This is a genomic window from Litoreibacter sp., assembly GCF_039974535.1.
Taxonomy (GTDB): Bacteria; Pseudomonadota; Alphaproteobacteria; order Rhodobacterales; family Rhodobacteraceae; genus Litoreibacter.
This window is the reverse complement of record NZ_JBDWIU010000014.1, coordinates 46795-72821: the sequence shown is the minus strand read 5'-3', so window position 1 is coordinate 72821 and position 26027 is coordinate 46795. Positions and strand designations below refer to the sequence as shown.

General features: G+C 57.0%; 23 protein-coding genes. 13 read left to right on the top strand and 10 right to left on the bottom strand.

Going from position 1 to position 26027, the window contains the following annotated elements; translation table 11 throughout:
- Window positions 1–21 precede the first annotated feature (21 nt).
- Window positions 22–2154 carry a polyribonucleotide nucleotidyltransferase gene (gene pnp / locus ABJN86_RS16330; protein WP_348367808.1) on the bottom strand — a complete coding sequence of 711 codons (2133 nt, stop codon included), beginning with the start codon at window positions 2152–2154 and terminating at the stop codon, window positions 22–24.
- A gap of 401 nt (window positions 2155–2555) precedes the next feature.
- Here pnp and ABJN86_RS16325 point away from each other — a divergent pair, with 401 nt between their 5' ends.
- Window positions 2556–3080 (top strand): cold shock domain-containing protein, encoded by a 525-nt coding sequence (locus ABJN86_RS16325; protein WP_348367807.1) that lies wholly within the window; start codon window positions 2556–2558, stop codon window positions 3078–3080.
- A gap of 88 nt (window positions 3081–3168) precedes the next feature.
- Here the strand turns inward: ABJN86_RS16325 and rpsO are convergent, their stop codons facing one another.
- A complete protein-coding gene (gene rpsO, locus ABJN86_RS16320) occupies window positions 3169–3438 on the bottom strand; it encodes a 30S ribosomal protein S15 (protein WP_298259823.1) in 270 nt (89 codons plus the stop codon).
- Between the two features lie 362 nt (window positions 3439–3800).
- Between rpsO and ABJN86_RS16315 the strand changes: the two genes are divergently transcribed.
- Window positions 3801–5072 carry a calcium-binding protein gene (locus tag ABJN86_RS16315; protein WP_348367806.1) on the top strand — a complete coding sequence of 424 codons (1272 nt, stop codon included), beginning with the start codon at window positions 3801–3803 and terminating at the stop codon, window positions 5070–5072.
- A gap of 70 nt (window positions 5073–5142) precedes the next feature.
- Here ABJN86_RS16315 and ABJN86_RS16310 read toward each other — a convergent pair whose 3' ends face one another.
- From ABJN86_RS16310 to rbfA, 5 genes are all read right to left on the bottom strand, one after another.
- Window positions 5143–5649, bottom strand: a complete 507-nt coding sequence (locus tag ABJN86_RS16310; protein WP_348367804.1) for a DUF1643 domain-containing protein — start codon at window positions 5647–5649, stop codon at window positions 5143–5145.
- A gap of 32 nt (window positions 5650–5681) precedes the next feature.
- Window positions 5682–6149, bottom strand: a complete 468-nt coding sequence (locus tag ABJN86_RS16305; protein ID WP_348367803.1) for a hypothetical protein — start codon at window positions 6147–6149, stop codon at window positions 5682–5684.
- A gap of 180 nt (window positions 6150–6329) precedes the next feature.
- Complete coding sequence (gene truB, locus ABJN86_RS16300) at window positions 6330–7244, bottom strand: tRNA pseudouridine(55) synthase TruB (protein WP_348367802.1); 915 nt, start codon at window positions 7242–7244, stop codon at window positions 6330–6332.
- A gap of 65 nt (window positions 7245–7309) precedes the next feature.
- Window positions 7310–8050 (bottom strand): phosphodiester glycosidase family protein, encoded by a 741-nt coding sequence (locus ABJN86_RS16295; RefSeq protein ID WP_348367801.1) that lies wholly within the window; start codon window positions 8048–8050, stop codon window positions 7310–7312.
- A complete protein-coding gene (gene rbfA / locus ABJN86_RS16290; protein WP_348367800.1) occupies window positions 8028–8444 on the bottom strand; it encodes a 30S ribosome-binding factor RbfA in 417 nt (138 codons plus the stop codon). The genes ABJN86_RS16295 and rbfA overlap by 23 nt, the downstream gene beginning before the upstream one ends.
- A gap of 79 nt (window positions 8445–8523) precedes the next feature.
- On the opposite strand from rbfA, the gene dapB reads away from it, so the two are divergent.
- A complete protein-coding gene (gene dapB / locus ABJN86_RS16285) occupies window positions 8524–9324 on the top strand; it encodes a 4-hydroxy-tetrahydrodipicolinate reductase (RefSeq protein ID WP_348367798.1) in 801 nt (266 codons plus the stop codon).
- Between the two features lie 144 nt (window positions 9325–9468).
- Here dapB and ABJN86_RS16280 read toward each other — a convergent pair whose 3' ends face one another.
- Both ABJN86_RS16280 and ABJN86_RS16275 read right to left on the bottom strand, forming a co-directional pair.
- Window positions 9469–10020 (bottom strand): hypothetical protein, encoded by a 552-nt coding sequence (locus ABJN86_RS16280; protein ID WP_348367797.1) that lies wholly within the window; start codon window positions 10018–10020, stop codon window positions 9469–9471.
- A 126-nt stretch (window positions 10021–10146) separates the two neighbouring features.
- Window positions 10147–10320 carry a DUF1674 domain-containing protein gene (locus ABJN86_RS16275; protein ID WP_348367796.1) on the bottom strand — a complete coding sequence of 58 codons (174 nt, stop codon included), beginning with the start codon at window positions 10318–10320 and terminating at the stop codon, window positions 10147–10149.
- 60 nt (window positions 10321–10380) lie between these two features.
- On the opposite strand from ABJN86_RS16275, the gene ABJN86_RS16270 reads away from it, so the two are divergent.
- From ABJN86_RS16270 to rmuC, 9 genes are all read left to right on the top strand, one after another.
- Complete coding sequence (locus ABJN86_RS16270; protein WP_348367795.1) at window positions 10381–11676, top strand: transcription antitermination factor NusB; 1296 nt, start codon at window positions 10381–10383, stop codon at window positions 11674–11676.
- 67 nt (window positions 11677–11743) lie between these two features.
- Window positions 11744–13492: a heparinase II/III family protein gene (locus ABJN86_RS16265; protein ID WP_348367794.1), complete on the top strand. Its 1749-nt coding sequence runs from the start codon at window positions 11744–11746 to the stop codon at window positions 13490–13492.
- Between the two features lie 30 nt (window positions 13493–13522).
- Window positions 13523–15109 (top strand): bifunctional phosphoribosylaminoimidazolecarboxamide formyltransferase/IMP cyclohydrolase, encoded by a 1587-nt coding sequence (purH, locus tag ABJN86_RS16260; RefSeq protein WP_348367793.1) that lies wholly within the window; start codon window positions 13523–13525, stop codon window positions 15107–15109.
- A gap of 2 nt (window positions 15110–15111) precedes the next feature.
- Window positions 15112–15591, top strand: coding sequence for a signal peptidase II (gene lspA / locus ABJN86_RS16255; RefSeq protein WP_348367792.1), 480 nt, complete (start codon window positions 15112–15114; stop codon window positions 15589–15591).
- Window positions 15592–15660: 69 nt separating this feature from the next.
- On the top strand, window positions 15661–16179 hold the full coding sequence (locus ABJN86_RS16250) for a DUF3035 domain-containing protein (RefSeq protein WP_348367791.1): 519 nt from the start codon (window positions 15661–15663) through the stop codon (window positions 16177–16179).
- Between the two features lie 80 nt (window positions 16180–16259).
- Window positions 16260–17609: a pitrilysin family protein gene (locus tag ABJN86_RS16245; RefSeq protein WP_348367789.1), complete on the top strand. Its 1350-nt coding sequence runs from the start codon at window positions 16260–16262 to the stop codon at window positions 17607–17609.
- Window positions 17606–18913, top strand: coding sequence for a pitrilysin family protein (locus ABJN86_RS16240; protein ID WP_348367788.1), 1308 nt, complete (start codon window positions 17606–17608; stop codon window positions 18911–18913). The genes ABJN86_RS16245 and ABJN86_RS16240 overlap by 4 nt, the downstream gene beginning before the upstream one ends.
- Window positions 18914–18960: 47 nt before the next feature.
- Window positions 18961–20817, top strand: coding sequence for a DNA mismatch repair endonuclease MutL (gene mutL, locus ABJN86_RS16235; RefSeq protein ID WP_348367787.1), 1857 nt, complete (start codon window positions 18961–18963; stop codon window positions 20815–20817).
- Complete coding sequence (gene rmuC, locus ABJN86_RS16230; RefSeq protein WP_348367786.1) at window positions 20814–22037, top strand: DNA recombination protein RmuC; 1224 nt, start codon at window positions 20814–20816, stop codon at window positions 22035–22037. Before mutL ends, rmuC begins: the two co-directional genes overlap by 4 nt.
- Before the next feature lies 1 nt (window position 22038).
- Here rmuC and ABJN86_RS16225 read toward each other — a convergent pair whose 3' ends face one another.
- Window positions 22039–23085, bottom strand: coding sequence for a saccharopine dehydrogenase (locus ABJN86_RS16225; RefSeq protein ID WP_348367785.1), 1047 nt, complete (start codon window positions 23083–23085; stop codon window positions 22039–22041).
- Window positions 23086–23255: 170 nt separating this feature from the next.
- Here ABJN86_RS16225 and fdhF point away from each other — a divergent pair, with 170 nt between their 5' ends.
- Entirely contained in the window at window positions 23256–26021 is a 2766-nt protein-coding gene (fdhF, locus tag ABJN86_RS16220; protein WP_348367784.1) for a formate dehydrogenase subunit alpha, read from the top strand.
- Window positions 26022–26027 lie beyond the last annotated feature (6 nt).

Sequence of the window (26027 nt, the reverse complement as noted above, 5' to 3'; positions counted from 1 at the left end):
GTTCGAAAAGACTAGAGAGGATTAGTCCTCTTTCTTCTCTTCTTTGATTTCTTCGCCAGTTTCCTGATCGACAACTTTCATCGACAAACGGACTTTGCCGCGGTCGTCGAAGCCCAGCAATTTGACCTTCACTTCTTGGCCCTCTTTGAGGACGTCGGAAGGGTGGTTCAAACGGCGGTTCTCGATTTGGGACACGTGGACCAGACCGTCGCGTTTGCCGAAGAAGTTCACGAAGGCACCGAAGTCGACGATCTTCACAACAGTACCGGTGTAGACGGCACCTTCTTCAGGCTCTGCCACGATCGAGTGGATCATGTCGTAGGCTTTCTTGATTGCTTCGCCATTCGGGCTAGCGATCTTGATGACGCCTTCGTCGTTGATGTCCACTTTCGCGCCGGAAACTTCCACGATCTCGCGGATGACTTTGCCGCCGGAACCGATCACTTCGCGGATTTTATCCGTTGGGATCTGCATGGTCTCGATGCGTGGTGCGTGAACCGAGAAGTCGCTAGCCGAAGACAGCGCTTTGTTCATTTCGCCAAGGATGTGGATACGACCTTCTTTAGCCTGAGCCAAAGCAGTCTTCATGATGTCAGGCGTGATGCCTGCAACTTTGATATCCATCTGCAAAGAGGTGATGCCGTTCTCGGTACCAGCCACTTTGAAGTCCATGTCGCCAAGGTGGTCTTCGTCACCCAAGATGTCGGACAGAACCGCGTAGGAGCCGTCTTCTTCCAAGATCAGACCCATAGCAACACCAGCAACCGGTGCTTTCAATGGAACGCCAGCGTCCATCATGGACAAGGAGCCACCACATACGGACGCCATGGAAGACGAGCCGTTGGATTCAGTGATCTCAGAGACCAAGCGAACGGTGTATGGGAAATCAGTTGGCGCTGGCAGAACGGCCTGAAGGGCGCGCCATGCAAGTTTACCGTGACCGATTTCGCGGCGACCTGGAGGGCCAAAGCGACCAACTTCACCAACAGAGTATGGAGGGAAGTTATAATGCAGCAGGAAGTTCGACTTATACATGCCTTGCAGGCTGTCGATCATCTGCTCGTCGTCGCCAGTACCCAAAGTGGTCACAACCAGACCTTGGGTCTCGCCGCGTGTAAACAGGGCAGAGCCGTGTGTACGTGGCAGCAAGCCTACTTCGGATACGATATCGCGGATCTCGTCCAAGTTACGACCATCGATACGCTTCTTGTTCTTCACCACGTCGCCACGAAGGACGGTGGATTCAAGCTTCTTCAGTGCAGCACCGAGGTTCTCATCTGCCAGCTGCTCTTCGGACAGGCCTTCTTGAGCAGTCTCTTTTGCAGCGGCAACAGCGGCGGTGCGCTCTTGCTTGTCGGAGATGGCGTAGGCCGCACGCATGGCTTTTTCGCCTGATTTGGCAACAGCCGCATACAGGTCGGAGTAGTCAGGCGCTGTGAAGTCGAACGGCTCTTTGGCGCATTCGCCTGCGAAGTCCATGATCAAGTCGATGGCTGGCTGGATTTGCTCGTGGGCGAAAGTCACCGCACCCAGCATTTCTTCTTCGGTCAGCTCGTAGGCTTCCGATTCAACCATCATCACGGCGTCTTTGGTGCCTGCAACAACAAGGTCCAAACGCTGCTCTGGGTTGTAGCGCAGGTTGTGCATGTCATCGAGCTCTGGGTTCAGGATGTAATCGCCATCTTCATAACCAACGCGGCAAGCAGCGATTGGGCCCATGAATGGTGCGCCAGAAATGGTCAGAGCAGCAGACGCCGCGATCATTGCAACCATGTCTGGGTCGTTAACCAGATCGTGGCTCAGCACAGTACAGATCACCAGAACTTCGTTTTTGAAGCCAGGAACAAACAGCGGGCGGATCGGACGGTCGATCAGGCGCGATGTCAGTGTTTCTTTCTCGGTGGGGCGGGCCTCACGCTTGAAGAAACCGCCTGGGATTTTACCCGCGGCGTAGTATTTCTCATTGTAGTGAACGGTCAGCGGGAAAAAGTCCTGACCCGGCTTTTGCTTCTTGGCAAAAGTCACAGCGGCCATAACGGAGGTTTCACCGTAAGTGGCAATAACGCAGCCGTCAGCCTGACGGGCAATCTTGCCGGTTTCGAGCGTCAGGGTTTCTTCGCCCCACTCGATTGATTTCTTTGTCTCAGTAAACATGTATCGTTTCCTATAAGGGAGCACTCCCGGCCTTCCGGGTCTCCCGTGTAAATAGCGGCCCCATTGCCGCCGACCCCAATCCTCTTGCATGCACCCGGGGTCTGGGTGTCACGTCTCAGATAGCGCGGCTATATAGGGGTTTGACGCGTTTGGGAAGTGGGGAGGTGGATAGCCTTGCTTGTAGTCTTGTCTCCAAACGTCGGGCGTATTTCTTCGAATGATGTTCTCATGGGTAGCGGCCCCTACGTTAGTAGGAAAAATACCTATCCGAATGGATAGGTATCTACCCCAAAGAGGACGGAGCCGGACCGCCTTTCACAGTGAAATCAATGCGAAATCGACTTAAACTCAAGGAAAGGCGTGCAACGCTTCTAATAAGTTTAGTGACGAAGAAGGCTGGTATGATAGAAAATTTAATAGACGAGGTTCCCCCAGCAACCGTAACCCGTCAAATCTCAGGTCAGTTGAAATGGTTTGATCGGACGAAAGGGTTCGGGTTTTTAACCGCCCCCGAGTATGACGAGGATATATTTCTACATCGAAGTGTTCTGGATGAGGCCGTTTGCCTGATTTTACTGGAAGGTAGCACTCTCGAAGTGATGGTCGAAGAGCTTGAGAAAGGCGTTCGAGTTACGGAAATTCTGTCGGTCAAGCAGGTCGGTGGTGACGATGAGATCTCTGCGCTCGAGTCAATTGAAGCGATTCCGGCGCGGGTCAAATGGTACGATCCCATCAAAGGGTTTGGTTTTGCGAACGCATTTCGCGGAATAGAGGATATCTTCATCCACTCATCCATTCTTGAGCGGTACGGAATTAAGGAACTCATCGCGTGCGAAGCCGTCGGTTTGCGTGTCCAATACACCGAACGCGGTCCGATCGCGGTTGATGTATGCGATTGGGTTCCGATAGCTACAGAGATCGCCTGAAACGCGCTCGACCCAAATGCAGGGTATCTATAAAAGAAAAACGCCCGCCAAATTGGCGGGCGTTTTCTATAGCTAATGGCGCAACGCTTTAGCGGCGGATGCCAAGCTTTTTGATCAGGTCTTGGTAGCGCGCTTCGTCTTTGCCTTTGGTGTAATCCAAAAGCTTACGACGCAAAGCAACCATCTTCAAAAGACCACGACGACCGTGGTTGTCTTTTTTGTGGGTTTTGAAGTGCTCGGTCAAAGTCGTGATGCGTGAGGTCAGGATCGCAACTTGTACTTCAGGCGAACCAGTGTCGCCCTCTTTGGTTGCGAATTCTTTCATCAAGCGTGTTTTTTCTTCAGCTGTAATCGACATCGGGGTCTCCTTTAAAGGTTAGTGTGAATGGCGCAGGCCGGGATGTCGTCCAGCAAGGCCCATGGAGTGATCCACTAAATGTATAGCGGATGGGCGCGTATAGGGCGTTTGCTTGAAAAAGGGAACCCCGATTCTTGGCGGTTCAGGTGCTGGAGGAGGGATGTATCTAACTCATGGGCGTCTGCTGTATGATTTGTCGCCAATCATACAGCTAAGCATAGGATTGGCTCGCTTTTAGAGACAGAAGTGCTCGGCATCATTAAAAATCTGGCAGAATTGTGTTAATAGCACTGGTGGTGTCGCAAAAACTTAACTTAAAATAACGTTAACGTGAATTGTTAACTTATTAAGGGGGTTTCTAAATGTTTGGTGCAGTAGGGTTGTTGGCCATCGTTGGGCTATTGAGTTCGGTTTTTGATTCGGACAATGGGGGTGCCGCTGTCGAAGAAACTGATGCCGCGGATCCGATTGACGGTGTGATTGGTGATAACGATGACAACGTAATCAACGGCACCATTGAAATCGATATTATAGAAGGTCACGGCGGCGACGACACTATTTCCGGTCTCGCAGGCGATGACGTCGTTGCAGCTGGCATTGGTGATGACACTGTCGACGGTGGCGAAGGTGACGATGATCTGCGCGGAAGCTTTGGCGATGATACCATAGTCGGCGGCTTGGGCGATGACATGATTAACGGCGGCGAAGGTGATGATACACTCTCGGGCGAGGACGGCGATGACACTATCGTCGGGGCCGCGGGTGCTGACATAATCTCGGGTGGTGCGGGCGTGGACACAATCCGCGGTGGTGCTGACGATGACATCATAGGCGGCGGCGAAGGTGATGACGCGATCGGTGGTGGTGACGGCGACGACGGTATACTTGGCGGTGCTGGAAACGACGTCCTTGAAGGCGAAGCAGATAACGACTCCCTCTTCGGTGAAGAAGGGGATGACACGCTGGCCGGTGGTGCAGGTAATGACTTTGTTGGCGGCGGCGTTGGCGATGACTTCGTGGCCGGTGGTCTCGGCGATGACTTCGTGGTCGGTAATTTGGGTGAAGACACTGTGAGCGGCGGCCAAGGCGATGATTTCATCTTCGGAACGACCTTTGAAGACGCCGCCTTAACAACTGAGGTTGATGGCGCCGATGATCTCTTTGGCAACGAAGGCGACGACTTCATCTACATTGGGAACGGCGATACCGCCTTTGGTGGCGAGGGAGCCGATACCTTTGCAACTGGCACTTTCATTAACGATGGAACTGCGGGCACGGTAACAGACTTCGACTCTGCTGAGGATGTAATCGAGCTTCGTTACGACGGCATGGACGGTGACACTCCAGTTGTTGAGTTGGTGGCAAATGATGATGGATCCGCAAGTGTGACAATGGACGGCGTGACTGTGCTGAACATTGAAACCCCTGGTGATCTGACGGTAGACGATATCGAGCTCGTTGATGGGCTGGCTATTGATGTTACAATCGATGCCGGTGTCGGTGTCGGCGCCGAGATTGAAGAAGCCTTGGCGGATGATGAGGCAGCTGAAGAGGTCGTTGAGGTCGAAGAGGTCGTGCCAGTTGTTGTCGTAACGGAGGCTGATGAAGCCAACGGGGAAGCTGTCGCGGCTTAAATCGCCTCACATTTTCTAGGTTAAGAATTGACCCCGAAACGGTGACATCGTTTCGGGGTTTTCTTTTGTCTTAATCCCAAAGTTCGGGTTGCTTGACGTAGGCAATGTAGAGGGGGTGTTTGGGATGACCCGCCTTGCTTAGTCCAAGATGGTACAACGGCTTTCCGGTGCTTCGCATCAAGGCTTCTACCTCGGGCCCGCGCTTCATGTGCTCTCCATGAGTGCCCCATGCTGCGATGACCGTATCCGCCCAAACGCAGGCCTCGGAAATGGCCGCGTCATTCGCGTCACCAATCGGGTCGGTGGCTTTTTTCATCTTGAAGGGGTCGGTGTCGCGCCATGCGAAGATGTTGCAAACGCGGAATGCGCCAAACCCCAAAGCACGAGCGCGCCGCTCGCATCGCTCTACCGTGGGGTCGTTTTGTACTTCCGTCGCGGTGGAGGGGTTCAACATAACAAAGGAGACCTTGCGGCCCCCTTCATCCCAAACGCGGGTCAACGTGTAGCGGTAATTTTCGCAGTCCGAATATACAGCTGTCGATGCGGCGTCGTCTTTCATATGTGTGCGGGTAATCATGGGCCAGTTTGTGCCAGCCCATGATTAAGGGTTCAAGCCTCAGCTTTGCCCGCGAAGGGTCCGCGCTCGATCACGTAGGCTGCAACCAAGGCGTAGACGATGTGCCCCCATAGGGCGACCCAAGTGATGCCCGTGAAACCAAGGAATGGTGCGTTCCCAGCAATCAGGTAGGCCATAAAGAACAGGGCGAAGACCCACAGACCGATGCCATATGCAGTGGCCGTCAAGGCCCAGTGCAGGCTTGGTAGGACCTTAAGCTGAATTGGGCGAGCCACCAGCATGTAGCCAAGTGGGTAGGCAATCATGCCCGTTAACGTGTGGACGATGTGCCCAGTGCCGTTGGGGATAGAGCCAAACACAGATTTTAGCGTGGAGGTTGCTAGGCCGACGGGTGCGAGTTTGGAGAAGCCAAAGAATGGGGATAGGCCTTGGCCGAATAGGTCGAATGCGACTGTGGCAAGGGCACCGGCAAGAAGGATGGTCCAGATTTGTCGTTGCATGATGTGTTCCTGATTAGATGTGTTGAGCCATTTATGCAGTTCGTGTGTGCAATTGAATATACGGTTCACGAAAACGCGTGATCAGCGTGTTTAAGGCGCGAGTATTGTAACAATTCAGGTGGGTTTAGTGAAACAATACCCCACATCTGCGCGAGGAGCCCCTGTTTTGAAGGGCGATTGTTACAGAACTGCGATGTTGAACACCCGCGATGGATGTAACTCACCTGCCTTGAAGCGACCTACGGCAACGGCCTGACCATTCAGCGATGCCCATGCCTCGTCACCGTATTCAACGTCAGAGGCGATCACCATGCCGGGGTTCCCGTTGCGAAGTTTTACCGCGCCGCTTTCGGTGGTGGGCAATTCGGGTAAATCAGCCAGTCCTATCTCCAAGGGGCCAAGGAACTCCATAATTTCGTCAGTCTTGGCAACGGCGTCCAACTCTTCCAGTGTTACGCCGTCTTCCACATCAAACGGTCCGGACCATGTGCGGCGCAATTCGCGCACGTGTCCGTGGCACCCCAATGCCTCGCCCAAATCCCGCGCGATAGAGCGCACGTAGCCGCCCTTGCCGCACACCATCTCCAACGTGACATGGTCGGCGTCGGGGCGTCCGATAAAGGTCAGTTCTTCTACAAACAAAGGACGCGCGGCAATTTCCACGTCTTCGCCGTCGCGTGCCAGCTTGTAGGCGCGTTGCCCGTCGATTTTGACGGCCGAGAACTTTGGTGGGACCTGCATGATATCGCCGGTTAGCGCAGGCAGGGCCGCCGCGATCTCGTCATCTGTGGGGCGGGCGTCGTTTTGTGCTAGAACTTCGCCCTCGGCGTCGTCGGTGTTCGTCGATTGCCCCAACCGCACGGTAAAGCGGTAGGCCTTCATCGCATCTGTCACAAAAGGCACGGTCTTCGTGGCTTCGCCAAGTGCTACGGCCAAAACGCCAGTGGCATCAGGGTCAAGGGTTCCAGCATGGCCCGCTTTCTTAGCATCAAAGGCCCAACGCACTTTGTTCACCACGGAAGTGGATGTGATGCCGGCGGGTTTGTCGATGACGACCCAGCCAGAAATATCGCGGCCTTTTTTGCGGCGTCCCATGGTGTGCTCCTGATATTCGAAGATCGCGTGCTATTGCGAGGCGGCTTGGGCGTCAATCCCTAGCCTCACTGCGAGGGAAGAACTTGTCCAATAATCGGCCCCATTCGTGCGCCGGGGTCGGATCGCCCATCCGCGTTGGAATGCAGTCGCGATACGGTACCATCCAAGAACAACGCGTTGGGGCTGTCCAATACATCGCGGTACAGCGTGGCAAAGTCGTGGAAGCGGACAAACCCGTTGGAAACCGCAAAATGCGTATGCCCGTTTGTGTCCACACCAACCCCATTGCGCCGTTTCTTAGAGGTGCTGTCGGGGGTGAACTTCGGGTGAAGATTACCATCGATCACCAGCATCGGTCCCGATTGAGTGGCAATGCGGCAGTTGGGTGGGTTGGCCGCGAATTTGCGGCTCTCGGTCACTTGCGCTTTCTGGTCGGCCACGCAAAACACGCCGTTGGGTAAAAGAGCAAAGTTTCCCGGCCCCTCGCGGGTCACGATCGGGGCCTCTTGTTGAAAGCCCGAGACATATAAGCCAACCGCGCGGCGGTCCGCGTGGTACATGCCGCCGTTCATCGCGAATGTCAGGGTTTGGCCTTGCTCGGCCACATGCGTCTCTAGGTCGAAGAATTCGCCAATCACGAAGCCGTCGCTGTCTTTCAGCCAAAGGTCCAAGGTGGCGGCGTTCTCTACGGTGCAAACGGTGTAGCTGTCGCCCAAATGCTCCACATCGCGGCAACCGTCTGCCGCCGCAGGGCCTGCGATCAAGCAGGCCAGTAGCGCGTATTTAACCCTCGTCAGCATCGTCATCGGTTGCCAGATCGCGACGCACCGCGTCCAATGCGAACAGCTTGTTGGTCTCATCCATGCGGTCAAACGTGTCGTCCAGCAAGAAGCGGATGTCGGGCGAATGCTTCACGGACATCTGCTTGGTGATGACATGCCGGATCTCACCTTTGTTACGGGCAAGGGCGGCAATCGCCTCTTCTTTGTTCTTGCCACCCAAGGGCAAAACAAAGGCCGTCGCGATGCGCAGGTCGGGTGTGACGCGCACCTCGCTGACCGTAATCGACAAGCGATTCAGGTCAGGGTCATGGATTTCCCCACGGTTCAATATCTCCGACAAGGTGCGCCGAATAAGCTCGCCCACACGAAGTTGCCGTTGCGATGGGCCTGCGCCCGCGAATTTTGAGTTCTTAGCCATAGTCCCGCACTTAAGCCCCTTGCCAGTCCCTTGCAACAGGTCCTACACCCATAAAGCTATAGTATATGAGGGCATCGCAATGACAGGTATCGTGATCACAGGCGCATCTGGCCGTATGGGGCAAATGCTAATCGAGACCGTGGAGGCCTCGGATCACGCGCATTTGGTCGGCGTGACAGAGCGTGAAGGCCACCCTTGGGTGGGCCAAGACTTAGGCGTCGCCATGGGCCAGTCTGAGATGGGCGTGCCCGTAGTGTCCGATGCAATGACCGTGTTGAAAGACGCCGACGCGGTGATTGATTTCACCACGCCCACAGCCACAATCGCGATGGCGCAGATGGCGGGGCAGTCGGGTACGGTACATGTTATCGGCACAACCGGCCTTAGCGATGATGAACTGACCCAGATCAAAGCGGCGTCTGCTAATGCCACAATCGTGCGGGCTGGCAACATGAGCCTTGGGGTCAACTTGCTGGTGCAACTGACCAAGCAAGTCGCCGCCGCCTTGGACGAGGATTTCGATATCGAGATCGTCGAGGCGCACCACCGCTACAAGGTCGACGCGCCGTCCGGCACGGCTTTGATGCTGGGCGAGGCCGCTGCCGAAGGGCGCGGCGTGGAGCTGGCCGACGTCAAAGACAGTGGCCGCGACGGGATCACAGGAGCGCGGAACGCTGGCGACATCGGCTTCACGGCCATTCGTGGTGGTGATGTGGTGGGCGAGCATGATGTGATCTTTGCTGCAGATGGCGAACGCATCGTGTTGCGGCACCTCGCCACCGACCGCGCGATCTTCGCGCGCGGGGCGTTGAAGGCCGCACTGTGGGGGCAGGGCAAGGCGTCGGGTGAGTACAATATGCTGGATGTGTTGGGGCTTTAGCAGCGATTGCTCTGCGGACAATCCGGTCGTTGGGTTTCGCGACAACAGCGACGGGTAAACCACCGATGGGCGTAGTTGCCGCTCACCACAATTTTTCGATCGGCGGCTGTCGAGTTACAGCAGAACAAGCCTAAGACAATTCCCCTACTCTTCGGGTGAATTGTCAACCGCAACGCGCCATCTACCGCTGCGTGCAACCAGCACAATTTTCTGTTCCACAAGCTGCTTGCGATTCTGCCTCAGCTTTTGATCAATCGCAGACACCACGGAACGCGCATTGGAATCTAGAAAAGTCGTATTGAGATGGTGGTCTGTGTCTTCGTTTGAAAAACGAAGTCGTCGGTAACCATAGAACACGCCGCCATCATCAACGCCGTGAATTTCGCTCCAGGAGAGGGTCACAGGGGTTGCCTTTGGCTCCTTTAACAAATTCCAGTCGCTTTCATCTGGAAGTATCCATAAGCCTTGATCTCCAACGCGCAAACGGACACGAGGCGAATGGCCAAAGCGAAACGCTGAATGGGCCACTTTCATGAAAAGGAGTCCGAAGCCCAGTGACAACGCGGCCCAAAGATAGGCGTTAGCGGTGAGAGCAAAAAAAGCAAAAAACAAGACGGGCAACGCCACCAGAAAGAATACCCCGCCAAGGATCCTGCGGAGTACAAAACTCTCGTTAACTTCTAAATTACCCTCCATGGAACCTCTATGAGTACATGAAAATATTCTGCGTCACCTCCCATGATAGAGGAGAAGCAAATTGGACTGAAGTTATCATTGTTGTGTCACGTCCCATGTCCATTCTGGGCTTAAAACAGACATCCGTCAAAAATCGACCGCAATTCCCTTACGTTCCCAATCGCCATACCGAACCGGCTCCGGCCCATCGCGACCGCCCAGCTCTGAGGGCAGCTCCAAATCTTTTGCAGCCTTCTTGCGTTCAGCAGCTTCTTCCAATGCGCGAAGTGCCGCTGGGGGCAGGTCTTCTTTGTCTGTCATGTTCCGCGTCCTTGTTCCGGTCCTGCACTTGATATACGGCCCTTGGGCAAGGAGACAAGTATGACGCAAGACCACACCTCACTCACTTCGGGCCTACACGCCCGCCGAGCCGCCGTTCAATTGCTGCGCGGTGTCACCGAAGAGCGCGAACAACTCTCCGCTTTGCTAAACAGTGGCGTGTTGGACCGGTTGGAGCCTTCTGACCGCGCCCGTGCGCAGCGTTTGGCGACGACCACCCTGCGTGAGCTGGGTCGGGCTGACGTGGTGATCTCGCAATTCGTGGAAAAGATGCCCCCTGATGTGGCGCTGAATATCCTGCGCCTCGCGGTGGTGGAGCTATGTGTCGAAGGTGAGGCCCCGCACGGTGTCGTCGATAGTGCGGTGAACCTGATGAAGCGCTCGGGCCGCTCACCTCGCATGGCGGGACTGGCGAATGCGGTGTTGCGCAAGGTTGCAACCGAAGGCCCGCAAATGTGGGGCGACATCCCTGCCTCCCCCATGCCCAAATGGCTGCGCCCCCGCGTGGTGCATCTGTTTGACGAGGCCACGGCGCAAGGCATCGAGGCCGCGCATCTCGCGGGCGCCCCCTTGGACATCACCCTGCGCGACGAGGACAAGGCGGAACATTGGGCCGAGCAATTGGGCGCAGAGGTGTTGCCAACAGGTTCCCTGCGGGTGACCCGCTCTGTGCAGGTGACTGATTTACCTGGGTTTGACGAAGGCGCGTGGTGGATACAAGACGCGGCTGCCGCCATTGCGGCCCGCATGTTGAACGCGCAAAAAGGCGAGGCCGTGCTAGATATGTGCGCAGCCCCCGGTGGCAAAACGATGCAACTGGCAGCCACGGGCGCTGATGTGACGGCGTTGGACATTTCGGCGGACCGCATGGGCTGGGTCGAGGAGAACCTGCAACGCACGGGACTTACCGCCAAGCTGATGGTCGAGGACGCGCTGAACACCCCCGATGATGTGCTCTACGATGCGATTTTGCTGGATGCGCCATGCTCGGCCACAGGTACGATCCGCCGCCACCCCGATTTGCCCTATGCCAAGGACGGAACGCTCTTGGACGAGCTATTCGCGCTGCAAGGTGACATGATCGACACAGCCGTGAGCCTGCTCAAGCCGGGCGGGAGATTGGTATTTTGCACCTGCTCCTTGCTGTTCGATGAGGGCGAGCGTCAGGCCAAAACTGCCATGGCACGCCATGGTTTAACGGAAATAGAGCCTGATCTGCCGGGGCTGGAGCCTGAGTGGCGAAGCCGCGTTGGGGGCCTGCGCCTGTCGCCAAGCTACTGGGCAGACCGTGGCGGAATGGACGGCTTTTTCATGATTGCGATGCGCAAACCTGAATAATCGGTGACAGCTCTGCAATGCCCGCGTAGAATCACGGGCAATAAGAAGCAGACGAAAAGTCGGTGATATGGGCATTGAGGCAAAAGTCGCACCACTCGCAGGAGTGGAGCGCAACATTACGTTTATGGACAAGGTTCATGCGCGACTAAGCGGCATGGGCACGCAAGCGACTGGTTTCGTGTCGCAGCCAGAGCCACGCACAATCGGGTCCTTCGCTAAGGGCAAGCAGCTAGCGGCGGGCAACTTCCAATTCGGCGGGCACTTGGTACAGGCTGAGGGAAATTCCGTTTGGGAGATCACCCCGCCAGATGCGATGTTTGAGGCTGAGCTCAATGGTTTCACGTGGCTCGATGATTTGGCCGCCGTCGGGGACCGGAAGTCGCGTCTCATGGCGCAGGCTTGGACGAATGAATGGATCGCACAATTTGGTAGTGGTCGTGGCCTCGGCTGGTCGCCTGATTTGACGGGTCGCAGGCTGATCCGCTGGATCAACCATGCGCTGTTTTTGATGAGTGGGCAGACGCCTGAGACGAATGACGTTTATTATAAGTCGCTGGCGCATCAGACGGCCTATCTGGGCCGCAGGTGGTCAGTGGCTTCGCGTGGCTTGCCGCGCTTTGAGGCTTTGACGGGCCTGCTTTATGCCTCTCTTAGTCTAGGAGGGATGGAACGCTTTGCGGTGCCGTCAACCAATGCATTGGCGCGGGAATGTGCCGATCAGATCGACGCCGAAGGGGGCATCCCAACACGCAACCCAGAAGAGCTGTTGGAAGTGTTCACCTTACTTACATGGGCTGCAGCGGCATTGACCGAGGCAGGTCGTACACCTTTGCCCGCGCATTTGGATGCAATTGAGCGCATCGCCCCAACCCTGCGTGCGTTGCGCCATGCGGATGGTGGCTTGGCGCGTTTTCATGGTGGCGGTCGCGGCTTGGAGGGTCGTTTGGATCATGCTTTGGCGCAATCGGGCGTGAAGGCCGCGCACTCAAGCAGTTTGTCTATGGGATATGCGCGCCTGCAAGGTGGGCGCACGACAGTTGTTGTTGATGCCAGCGCGCCACCTGCGCGCAAGGCATCACGTGCCGCACACGCCAGCACCTTGGCCTTTGAGCTTACATCGGGGCGGCGAGCGCTGATTGTGAATTGTGGTTCTGGGGCACCTTTCGGGGCGGATTGGCGCCGCGCGGGGCGTGCAACGCCGTCGCATTCCACCTTGTCGATTGACGGTGTGTCCTCGGCCAAGTTGAAGGCCGAATTGCATGGCGAATTCTTAAGCCAAGGCCCGTCGCGGGTGACCGAGCAGCGCGAAACCAATGATGACGCCAGCCAGATCATTGCCAGCCACGATAGCTATGCCAAAGAATACGGCCTGACCCATGTGCGTAAAATGGAGGTCAGCAGCGATGGCCGCCGCGTCACCGGCGAGGATAGTTTGGCGGCATTGTCAGACCCTAACCGTATCCGGTTCGAGGCGCATATGGACAAGGTCGCGCTCCAAGGTGTGAACTATTCGATCCGATTCCATTTGCACCCAGAGGTCGATGCCTCGCTTGATATGGCGGGCACGGCGGTGTCTTTGGCGCTAAAAAGCGGAGAGATCTGGGTGTTTAGGCCGTCATTTGGCGTGAAAATGGCGATTGAACCCAGTGTTTACCTAGAAAAAGGGCGATTAAAGCCCCGTGCGTCCAAACAGATCGTTTTATCTGCCCGCATGATGGAGTATGCGAGCCAAGTCAGTTGGTCTTTGGCTAAAGCGCAGGACACTCCGTCTTACTTGCGTGACGTGGATAAGGACCCGAAGCTGGCGTTGACTTAATCTTTGCTGCTTGAAGCTTGAAGGACCACCATGACCGACCTCGTACCCGTGCGCCGCGCGCTGCTTTCTGTATCCGATAAATCCGGCCTGATTGAATTCGCCCGCGCCTTGGCAGGCCACGGCGTTGAGCTGCTGTCCACAGGAGGTACTGCCGCCGCAATCCGCGACGCGGGTCTTGATGTGAAAGACGTGTCCGAGGTCACAAGCTTCCCCGAGATGATGGATGGTCGCGTAAAGACATTGCACCCAATCGTGCATGGCGGCCTTTTGGCGCTGCGTGACAACGAGGGGCATGTTGGGTCCATGAAGGAGCACGGCATTGGCGCGATCGATTTGCTGGTTGTGAACCTGTACCCGTTTGAAGAAACCGTGGCCAAAGGCGCGGACTATGCGACCTGCATTGAGAACATCGACATTGGCGGCCCTGCGATGTTGCGGTCTGCGGCAAAGAACCACCAGTTCGTGAACGTGGTCACCGACGTTGAAGATTACGATGCGGTATTGGCCGAGATGGCATCACAAGATGGTGCGACCTCCTATGCCTTCCGTCAGCGTTTGGCTCTGACTGCATATTCGCGCACCGCCGCCTACGACACTGCGGTTTCCGACTGGATGGCTGGCGCATTGGGCGAGACGCCGCGCCGCAAGTCTTTTGCGGGTACAATCGCCCAAACCTTGCGTTACGGTGAAAACCCGCATCAGGAAGCCGCGTTCTACACCGATGGCTCCGCGCGTCCGGGTGTGGCAACGGCCGAGCAGCATCAAGGCAAAGAGCTGTCCTACAACAACATCAATGACACCGACGCCGCGTTTGAGCTGGTGGCTGAGTTTGATCCAAAAGACGGCCCAGCTGTTGCGATCATCAAACACGCGAACCCATGTGGCGTGGCCCGTGGAGCGACTGTTGCGGAGGCCTATAACAAGGCGTTCGAATGTGATCAGACATCGGCGTTTGGCGGGATCATCGCGGTGAACCAACCCTTGGACGGCGAAACTGCCGAGGCGATCAGCGGCATCTTTACAGAAGTTGTTATTGCACCGGGTGCAGATGACGCGGCCCGCGAGATTTTCACCAAGAAAAAGAACCTGCGTTTGCTGACAACCGCTGGCCTGCCTGATCCGGTGGCCGCAGCATTGACTGTGCGCCAAGTGTCGGGCGGCTTGCTGGTGCAAGACAAAGACAATGGCCGCATTATGCCGGATGACCTGAAAGTGGTGACCAAGCGTGCGCCGACTGAGCAGGAACTTGCCGACATGTTGTTTGCGTGGCGCGTGGCGAAACACGTCAAATCCAACGCGATTGTTTACGTCAAAGATGGTGCCACCGTGGGCATTGGTGCGGGGCAAATGAGCCGCGTCGACAGCTCGCGCATTGCAGCACGCAAAGCCCAAGACGTGGCCGAGCTGCTGAAGCTGACAGAGCCACGCACAATCGGCTCTGCCGTGGCGTCGGACGCTTTCTTCCCATTCGCGGACGGCTTGCAAACTGCGGCTGAGGCCGGTGCAACAGCGCTGATCCAACCGGGCGGTTCTATGCGTGACGACGAAGTGATCGCGGCGGCGGATGAGCTGGGGCTGGCGATGGTCTTCACCGGCATGCGCCACTTTAGGCACTAATCATGCGGATTATGCTCCTTACTGCATTGGCCGCCTTCGGGATCGACCAGCTGTCCAAATGGGCGGTGGTTCATAAAATGAACCTGCTGCAGGTCGGAGCAATCGACGTGTTCCCCCCCTTGCTGAATTTCCGCATGGGGTGGAACCCGGGCATTAACTTTGGGCTTTTGTCCGACAATCCAGAAATTATGCGCGTCGTTTTGATAGCACTAGCGGTGGTGATTTCCGGCTTCCTGCTGTGGTGGGGCAATCGCAATTTGGAACGCCCGATTGCTCATATGGGTGCAGGGTTGGTTATCGGTGGCGCGCTGGCGAACGCTTTGGACCGCGTGATCTACGGCGCGGTGGCGGATTTTCTGAACATGTCGTGTTGCGGGATCAACAACCCGTTTGTGTTCAATGTGGCCGATATATTCATCTTTGCAGGGGCCTTCGCGCTGGTTATTTTCGACAAACCCAAGGACGAACAAGGATCTGTGTAAATAAGCCTCGTGACGCCCGCGACGGATTGCGCTAAAACACCCTCAAAAGAAGAGCAGGAGTGGCCTTTCATGCAACGCAAAGCGATGATCCTTACTGGGATGGTCTGCGCCGTACTGGCGCTATCGGCGTGTGACCGGAAGAAGCAGCCGCAACTGCTGAACGTTAAATCTAATCAAACAGGTGGGCCGGACGAATTCGCAGTCCTCCCCAAAAAGCCGCTGACTTTACCTGATGATTACTCCGCTTTGCCGACGCCTACCAAGAACGGTACAAATCGCACTGATGTGACGCCGCTGGAAGATGCAGTTGTGGCTTTGGGTGGCAATCCTAACGGAGGCATCAGCGATGGTGGCTTGGTTAATCATGCTTCGCGATATGGGGTCTCCCCCGACATTCGCAGCGCTTTGGCGTCCGAAGATGTTGAATTCCGCCGCAAGAACGATGGCCGCCTGTTGGAGCGTCTGTTTAACGTGAACGTCTACTTTAAGGCGTACCGCAAAGAATCCTTGGACCAATACGCGGAGCTAGAGCGTCTTCGTCGCCTAGGTGTGCGCACAAATTCTGCCCCACCAGAGGGTGAGGAATAAACATACGGTCACAAGGCCGTGGCTTAGGTTGAATTATTTTCCTTAGCTGCCATGTTTTCTAGATTAACGTTTTTGAAGGGATGCTTATGCGCCGCCTGATTGCTTGTCTGCTTGCCCCAGTCATGATGACTGCCCCCGCATTGAGTGCAGAGAATGTCACAACATTTACTCTGGAGAATGGCCTAGAGGCTGTGGTTCTCGAGGATCACCGCGCACCGGTTGTGATGCATATGCTGTGGTACAAAGCTGGCGCCGCAGATGAGGACCCGGGCGTGTCCGGCATCGCCCACTTCCTGGAGCACCTGTTGTTCAAGGCTACCGACAAGCTGGAGGCCGGCGAGTTCTCTGCCATCGTGGCGGCCAATGGCGGCTCTGACAATGCGTTCACCTCTTGGGACTACACCGGATATCACCAGCGCATCGCCGCGGATCGTTTGGAACTGATGATGAGCATGGAATCCAACCGCATGCGCAACATCCGCCTAACCGAAGAGGACGTAACGACCGAGCGTAAGGTTATCCTCGAAGAACGCGCGCAGCGCACCGACAGCGACCCGGGCGCATTGTTCAGCGAGCAACGCAACGCCGCGCAGTATCTCAACCATCCTTATGGCCGCCCGATCATTGGTTGGCGCCACGAGATGACAGAGCTCAGCCGCGAAGACGCGCTGGCTTTCTACCAGAAATTCTACGCGCCAAATTCGGCGGTCTTGGTTGTGGCTGGCGATGTTGACCCTGCAGAGGTCGAAGAGTTGGCGAAGAAATACTACGGACCGATTGCCCCGACCGAAGGGTTAGAGGAGCGGCAGCGCCCCGAAGAGCCACCACAACGCGTTGAGCGCCGCTTGGTCTATGAAGATCCACAAGCCGCGCAACCCTATGTGGTTCGCAGCTACCTTGCGCCAGAGCGTGATGCCGGCGATCAGGAAACGGCCGCCGCACTGACGATTTTGGCAGAAATCTTGGGCGGCAGTGGTCAGACGTCCGTTCTGGGTCGTGCGTTGCAGCTAGATAGCAACAAGGCAGTCTATACCTCCGCCTTCTATTCAGGGATGAACTACGACGACACAACCTTCGGTTTGTATATCGTGCCCGCCCCCGGCTTGACCCTGCAAGAAGGCGAGGACGAGTTGGACGCAGTCGTGGCGCAGTTCATGGAAGATGGCGTGGATTCAGCACATTTGGCACGCGTGAAATCGCAAATCCGTGCCTCGCTAATATATGGGCAAGACAATGTGACCTCCCTTGGACGCGAATATGGTGCGGCGCTGACCTCAGGTCTGACCGTTCAGGACGTGCAAGAATGGCCCGCGATTTTGGAGGCCGTGACGGAAGACGACATCATGGACGCCGCACGCTTGGTGTTCGATCGAAAGAAATCGGTGACCGGCTGGTTCCGTAAGCCACAAACGCAAGAGGTGTCCCAATGATCCGTGTAGTACTGGCGACCTGTTTCGCGTTGATCGCGATGCCTGCGGCAGCGATCGACATTAAGGAAGTCACCTCTCCTGGTGGCATAAAAGCCTGGCTGGTTCAGGAGCGCTCGATCCCTTTTGCTGCCTTGGAAATCCGGTTCAAAGGCGGGGCGTCCTTGGACCCTGAGGGCAAACGCGGTGCGGCCTACTTGATGTCCGGCTTGCTGGACGAGGGTGCAGGTGATTTGGACTCGACCGCTTTCGCGTTGGCAACAGAGGAACTGGCGTTGAAATTCGGCTTTGATGCTTCCGCTGATGGGTTCTCGATCTCCGCGCAGTTTTTGACCGAGAACCGCGATGCATCAGTTGAGCTGTTGCGCAAAGCGATAAACGAGCCGCGGTTTGACCAGTCTGCCGTTGATCGTGTTCGCGGGCAGGTGTTGTCGATCATCGCGTCTGATGAAGAAGACCCCAGCGATATCGTGAGCAGAAACTTCGCGGCTTTGGCGCATGGTGATCACCCTTACGGCACGAAGATTGAGGGCACGGCTGAGTCCGTAGCTGCGCTAACCCGTGAAGACCTGATAGCCTCGCATAAGGATTTGTTGACCCGCGATCGTATGTTCGTAGGCGCAGTTGGCGATATCTCAGAGGAAGACTTGGGTGTAATCCTAGACACTTTGTTGGGCAGCTTGCCTGCGACTGGTCCTGAGATGCCCGAAGACGCACCGTTCTTGCTAAAGGGTGGCGAGACCGTGGTTCCATATAACACCCCACAATCTGTCGCGCGGTTTGGCCATGTCGGCATCGCACGTTCCGATCCGGACTTCTTTGCAGCCTTTGTGATGAACCAAGTTCTAGGCTCGGGCGGTTTCGGCTCACGGCTGATGGATGAGGTTCGCGAAAAGCGCGGGCTGACCTATGGCGTCTATTCCTACATCGCGCTGCGCGAGCATGTGAACCTGATGATGGGGCAGGTGTCATCGTCCAATGAGACGGTGGCCGAGGCCATATCAGTGATCCGCGATGAATGGAGCAAGATGGCCGAGAATGGCGTCACCGAGGACGAGCTGTCTAAGGCGAAAACATTCCTAACCGGTGCCTACCCATTGCGCTTTGACGGGAATGCGCGGATTGCGAACATTCTGGCCGCGATGCAGTTTGACGCCTTGCCGATTGACTACATCGACAACCGGAATGCGCAGGTAGAGGCCGTAACCTTGGAGGACATCCAGCGTGTCGCCAAGCGGATGCTGAAGCCAGAAAACCTGCATTTTGTGGTGGTTGGCCAGCCGGTAGGTTTGGATGCGTCAAACTAGGTAAGTTTCGTGGCCGAATCGGGAGTTGGCGTGCTACCACTTGGGGCATGAACGCTCAGACCCCCAACATAGGCGATAGCCAGCCCGCGAAGCGGCCCCAGATCAAGCAACTCGACGAGGTTGCCGTTAACCGTATCGCAGCGGGCGAGGTGGTAGAGCGCCCCGCCTCTGCGGTGAAGGAGCTGATCGAGAATGCACTCGACGCGGGTGCTACCCGTATCGAGCTATGCGTCAAAGACGGTGGCAAAACGCTGATCCGCGTCACTGACGATGGCCACGGCATTCCCGCGCAAGATCTGCCGCTGGCTTTGTCACGTCATGCGACCTCCAAGATTGACGGCACAGACCTTCTGAACATCCACACCTTTGGATTTCGGGGGGAGGCATTGCCCTCCATGGCCGCCGTGGGCCGTATGACAATTACCTCGCGCATCGCGGGCGAGGATGCCGCGAAGATCGTTGTCGATGGCGGTGAGATGGGACCGGTGACGCCCGCCGCCTTGTCCAAGGGCACTGTGATTGAGCTGCGGAACCTGTTTTATGCGACGCCCGCGCGCCTAAAGTTCCTGCGCACCGACCGCGCCGAAATGGGCGCGATTTCTGATGTGGTGAAAAAGCTGGCCATGGCGGAGCCTTACGTCGGCTTCACGGTCCGAGACTTGTCGCGAGACGACAAAGGGCGCGTGACCTTCCGCGCCGACGCTCAGACGGGCGATATGTTTGATGCGCTAAGCGGGCGTTTGCGGTCCATCCTTGGGGCGGAATTCGCCGACAACGCCTTGCCGATTGACGCCGAGCGTGAAGGCATCACCTTGACCGGATATGCCGCTTTGCCGACCTATTCGCGGGGCAACAGCATCTCGCAATTCCTGTTCGTCAATGGCCGTCCTGTGCGCGACAAGCTGTTGGTGGGCGCATTGCGAGGGGCCTATTCGGACTTCCTGAGCCGCGACCGCCACCCTGTTGTGGCGCTGTTCTTGGAGTTGGAGCCAACAAAGGTCGACGTCAACGTCCACCCTGCCAAGGCCGAAGTGCGTTTCCGCGACCCAGGGCTGGCGCGAGGCTTGATCGTGTCGGCGCTGAAAAATGCGCTGGCGGAGGCGGGGCACCGCGCCTCTACCACCGTGGCGAATGCAACCTTGGGGGCCTTCCAGCCGGAGCGTGTGGATCGTCCGGTCTACCAAATGGACAGGCCATCGCAGGGGGCGTTGCGGGCCTCTTATCAGGCGCAGGCACCGGACCCTCAGATGCAAGGTTTTGCGGAGACCCAAGCGGTCTACAGCCGCGTTGATGTGGTCGAGCCTGAGCCCGTGACACCCGCCGATCAGCCGCTTGGCGCGGCGCGCGGGCAGGTGCACGAGAATTACATCATTGCGCAAACCAAGGATGGGATGGTCATCGTCGATCAACACGCGGCTCATGAGCGTTTGGTGTATGAGAAGCTAAAGATCCAAATGGCGGAGAACGGCGTCGCAGCGCAAGCGCTGCTAATCCCCGAGATCATCGAGATGTCAGACGCGGATGCTGCCGTCCTATTGACCCACGCGGAGGCCCTGTCAAAGCTTGGCTTGACGTTGGAACCTTTCGGCACAGGGGCCATCGCAGTGCGTGAGACCCCCGCCATTTTGGGGGAGGTCAACGCCGAAGCCATGGTGCGCGACATCCTCGACGAATTGGATGACCTTGGCGACACGCAACTGGTGGCCGACAAGATCGAAGCCGTGTTAAGCCGCGTGGCGTGTCATGGCTCTATCCGCTCTGGTCGCTGGATGCGCGCTGATGAGATGAATGCCCTTTTGCGCGAGATGGAGGCCACCCCGCACTCGGGCCAATGTAACCACGGCCGCCCCACTTACGTGGAGCTGAAACTGGCCGATATTGAACGGCTATTCGGACGCACATGATACAGTTTGGCGATAGTGTTTTGCAGTGGGATGACCCACTGGTGATTGGTGCTTTGGTCGGCTTGGCCGTGGTTTTGCTGATAGTGATCTTGTTGATCAAAGTTGTGCGATCCGCCGGGCGTGCGGCGAATATGGCGCAGCCGATGATGATGCAGATGGGGCAGTTGAACCAAACCGTGCAGAACCTTGGTAACGGTCAGGCACAGCTTACCGGTGGCTTGGAGAGCCTGTCGAAAAGCCAAAGTATGACAATTCAAACGATGGAAGTGCGGCTGGCCGAAGTACAGCACAAGATGGCGGAACGGTTGCATGAGAACGCGATGAAGTCCGCGCGCTCACTGTCGGACCTGCAAGAACGCATGAACGAAACCCTGCATGGCTCCTCGGAGAAAACCACCAAGTCGTTGACGCAATTGCAAGAGCGGCTGGAAACCATCGACAAGGCGCAAACCAACATCGAAAAACTCTCGGGCGACGTCTTGTCATTGCAAGACATCCTATCGAACAAACAGACCCGTGGGGCGTTTGGGGAAATTCAATTGAATGACATCGTGTCCAAGGCGCTGCCCTCGGATAGCTATGCGTTCCAAGCGACCCTATCTAATGGCAAACGGGCTGATTGCCTGATCGATTTGCCGAACCCTCCGGGTCCGATTGTGATTGATGCGAAGTTCCCGCTGGAAGCCTATGAGGCACTTGTCGCGGCTGAAACCAAAGAGGACAAAGCCCGCGCCTTGACCTCATTGGGACAAGCGGTGCGGGTGCACATCAAGAAGATATCGGATAGCTACTTGATCGAGGGCGAAACCGCGGATGGCGCGTTGATGTTCCTGCCGTCTGAGGCGGTTTATGCCGAATTGCATTCCCGCTTGCCTAACATTGTGCGCGAAGGCTTTGCAGCACGGGTTTGGATCGTGTCACCTACGACCTGCATGGCGACGCTGAACACGATGCGGTCTATCTTAAAGGACTCGCGGATGCGCGAGCAGGCGGGCGAAATCCGCAAGGCGCTGCGCCTTTTGCATCGCGACGTTGAGATCATCGGCGAAAAAGCTGGCAAGTTAGAGACGCATTTGCGCCAAGCCGGTGATGATGTTGCGGGCGTCCTGACTGCCGCGACCCGCGCAGGAAAACGTGCGGATCGGTTGGACAACTTCGACTTCGAAGAACTTGCCCCAGCTGAGACAAATGTTGTCCCTTTAGAACAGCCCAAAGATTAACCTACAGATGCGCGTCAAAGGTCGCTTTTGCACGCCCCCAAACGCCGTTTTCCAAGTCTTTCAACGCCAGAAGGCTGGGCAACAATTGCGCGGCGAAGTCATCCGAGGATTCAGCGGGCAGCATCGAGGGCAGATTGTCGATGGCGGTGACATCCAGCACTGGTGCATCGTGAACTCGTAAGGCTGGCGCATCCCATGTGGTGACGCGATCATAGACCTCGATAGGGGAGAAATCGCTATCAGGGTCGCAAGCGATGTCGCCGATGACGGACAATTCGCGGGGGGCGGTTTTTGCGGTTTCCGGAACGAAGACAGGCGTGCCGGGACGGGCCAGAATGCAGTTCAGGAATATGCTATGCGACAACACTTCGGGGAAAGGTCCACCATGTGCGGTCTCGGCCATGTCCCATTTAGTCACAGGTATTTCCATGGAAGCACAAAGGTCCGTCGCACCGGAGCCGACGCGGCCCAAGGCCCCAATGATCAACGCGGTCGGTCGGGTTTCTCCGACGGGCTTGAGGCGGTCACGCAAGTCGTCTTGCATGGCTTGCGAAGAGGGGTAGACGCCAACGGGCTCTGCGGTGACGCCTTGCTGCTGGGCGATCCACGACAGCAAGCTTACGGCGGCACCCGCGTATCCTGCCCAATAGCCAAAGGCCGCGACGCGGCGACCGTCTTCGCCCACCAAATACTCCAGATCATACAGCGCGCCGCCGCCTGCTTTGAAACGGTCCAACAAGACGCGACCCGATGGCTGGCCCTTGTAGGCGTGGCCAAACATGATGTGGCGGTGCGGCAGGGGCGTGCCGTCTTCTGGCAATTCCTTGAGGCCAAATACGATGGCGTCCTTGGGTGCGCTGGTCCAGCTGCCCTCGGGTGCAATCGCGCAACCTGTTGCGGCATATCCGTCGATAGACAGGGCGCGGGTGGCGCTTTCTTCTACCGTGACGCGCAGACCAGCTTTCATCAATGCTGCGACGCCTTCGGGTGTGACGCCTACGCGTTGCTCGTGGTCTCGGCTCTCGGAACGTACCCAAAGATGTGTCATGTCAGCGTCCTTTTGCGTGCTACGATAAGGCTTACGTCACTCCGCCGATACGCGCCACCCCTACGCTGATGGGAAACAGACTGACGCAAATACGGTGTTTGAGGTCGCGCTTGATGCTCTGAAATGGCGCTCGGGGTGGTTTAACTTGGCGTACGTAGGGAGACAGGCCAATGACTGACACGATCAAATTCATGCTCGACGGCGAGCAGGTAGAGGCCCAACAAGGCGAAAGCATTTGGGACGTGGCCAATGGTCGTGGCCTTGTGATCCCTCACCTGTGCCACAAACCCGCAGTGGGATATCGCCCCGATGGCAATTGCCGCGCCTGCATGGTTGAGATCGAAGGGGAGCGCGTTTTGGCGGCTTCCTGCATTCGTGAGCCGTCCGAAGGCATGGTTGTGACCACCAATTCCAACCGCGCCGAAACTGCCCGTAAGATGGTTGTTGAAATGCTGGTCGCGGACCAGCCGGAGCAAGACGTCGCCCACGACAAATCCTCCCACCTTTGGGATATGGCAGCGATGCAAGGCGTGTCGGAGAGCCGCTTCCCGAAGCTAGAGGAGGGCCGTATTCCGCTGCTGGATGACAGCCATGTCGCGATGTCGGTGAACTTGGATGCTTGCATACAGTGCGGTTTATGCGTGCGGGCGTGTCGTGAGGTACAGGTAAACGATGTGATCGGCATGTCGGGCCGTGGCCATGACGCCTACCCAACTTTCGATTTCGCGGACCCGATGGGGGATAGCTCATGCGTGGCGTGTGGCGAATGCGTGCAGGCCTGCCCGACGGGGGCGTTGATGCCTGCGAATGTGACCGACGAGAACCAAGTCGGGGACAGCAAGGATTTTGACAGCGAAGTGGAAAGCATCTGCCCGTTCTGCGGCGTTGGGTGCCAGATTTCGTTGAAGGTCAAAGACGGCAAAGTGAAATATGTCGACGGCATCAATGGGCCGGCGAACGAGGGACGCCTTTGTGTCAAAGGCCGCTTCGGCTTTGATTACATCCATCACGATCACCGCCTGACCAAGCCATTGATCCGCCGCGACGATGCCCCCGCAAAGGGCTTGAACGTCGATCCTGGCAATTGGCGCGAGGTCTTCCGCGAGGCCACTTGGGACGAAGCATTGGATGCAGCGGCGGGCGGCATGAAAGGCCGTGGTCGCGAAGTGGCAGGCTTCGGCTCGGCCAAATGCACGAACGAGGAGGCGTATCTGTTCCAAAAGATCATTCGCCAAGGCTTCGGGCATAACAACGTGGACCACTGCACGCGGCTTTGCCATGCGTCGTCCGTGGCGGCCTTGATCGAGAACGTAGGCTCTGGTGCGGTTACCGCCACATTCAACGAAATCGAGAACGCGGATGTGGCCATCGTCATTGGCGCGAACCCGACCGAGAACCACCCAGTGGCGGCGACCTACTTTAAGCAATTCGTCAAACGCGGCGGCAAGCTGATCGTGATGGACCCGCGCGGACAGGCGTTGAAACGCCACGCGTCACATATGCTGCAATTCCGCCCCGGGGCTGATGTCTCCATGCTGAATGCGATCATGCATGTGATCGTCGAGGAGCGTCTCTACGACAAGCAATACATCGAGGCCTATACCGAAAACTGGGAGGCCGAGAAGGCGCATCTGGCAGATTTCACCCCCGAAAAGATGAGCGAGATTTGCGGCATCGAACCTGAGATGCTTCGCGACGTGGCGCGTACCTTTGCGGGGGCGAAGGCTGCGATGATTTTCTGGGGCATGGGGGTATCGCAACACATCCACGGCACGGATAACTCGCGCTGCCTGATCAGCCTTGCACTCATGACGGGGCAAATCGGGCGCTCCGGCGCGGGCTTGCATCCGTTGCGGGGGCAGAACAACGTGCAAGGGGCCTCCGACGCGGGGCTTATTCCGATGTTCTTGCCTGACTACCAAAGCGTGATGGACGATGGCGTGCGCTCTGCGTTTACCGACGTTTGGGGGACGGAAGATTTCTCCAGCGAAAAGGGTTTGACGGTTACCGAGATTTTGGATGCCGTGCATGCAGGCGACATCAAGTCGATGTATGTCCTTGGTGAGAACCCTGCGATGTCCGACCCCGACGTGGAACATGCGCGCGATGCCTTGGCGAAACTGGATCACTTGGTGGTGCAGGATATTTTCATCACCGAGACTGCCAATTATGCCGACGTGATTCTTCCCGCATCCGCCTTTGCAGAAAAATCGGGCACCGTGACCAACACCAACCGTCAGGTGCAGATGGGCCGCCCTGCTGTGCCGCCCCCCGGTGAAGCGAAAGAGGATTGGTGGATTGAGGTTGAGTTGGCCAAGCGGTTAGGCCTTGGCTGGGATTATGAGAGCCCCGCAGATGTCTTTGCAGAGATGAAGATGAATATGGGTTCGCTGGACAACATCACATGGGATCGCCTGATGAATGAGAACGTGGTGACCTACCCGTCGCTGTCCCCAACTGATCCGGGGCAAGCGATTGTGTTTGGTGATGGCTTCCCTCGGGCCGAGGGGCGCGCGAAGTTCACGCCTGCTAATGTGATTGCACCGGATGAAGCGCCGGACGCGGACTACCCGATGATCCTAACAACGGGCCGCCAGTTGGAGCATTGGCACACAGGTTCCATGACGCGGCGATCATCTGTGTTGGATGCGGTAGAGCCAGAGGCAAACTGCTCTTTGCATCCCTCAACCCTACGAAAACTGGGGGTGGAACCGGGTGGTATGCTGACGCTGACAACGCGTCGGGGCAGTGTGGACGTCATGGCGCGATCTGACCGTGCGGTGGCGCCTGACATGGTGTTCTTGCCATTTGCCTATGTGGAAGCGGCGGCGAATATCTTGACCAACCCTGCGATCGATCCTTTCGGCAAAATCCCCGAATTTAAATTCGCCGCAGTGCGTGTTGAGAAGGCAGAAGGCGCGGTGACGGCGGAGTGATTGGCT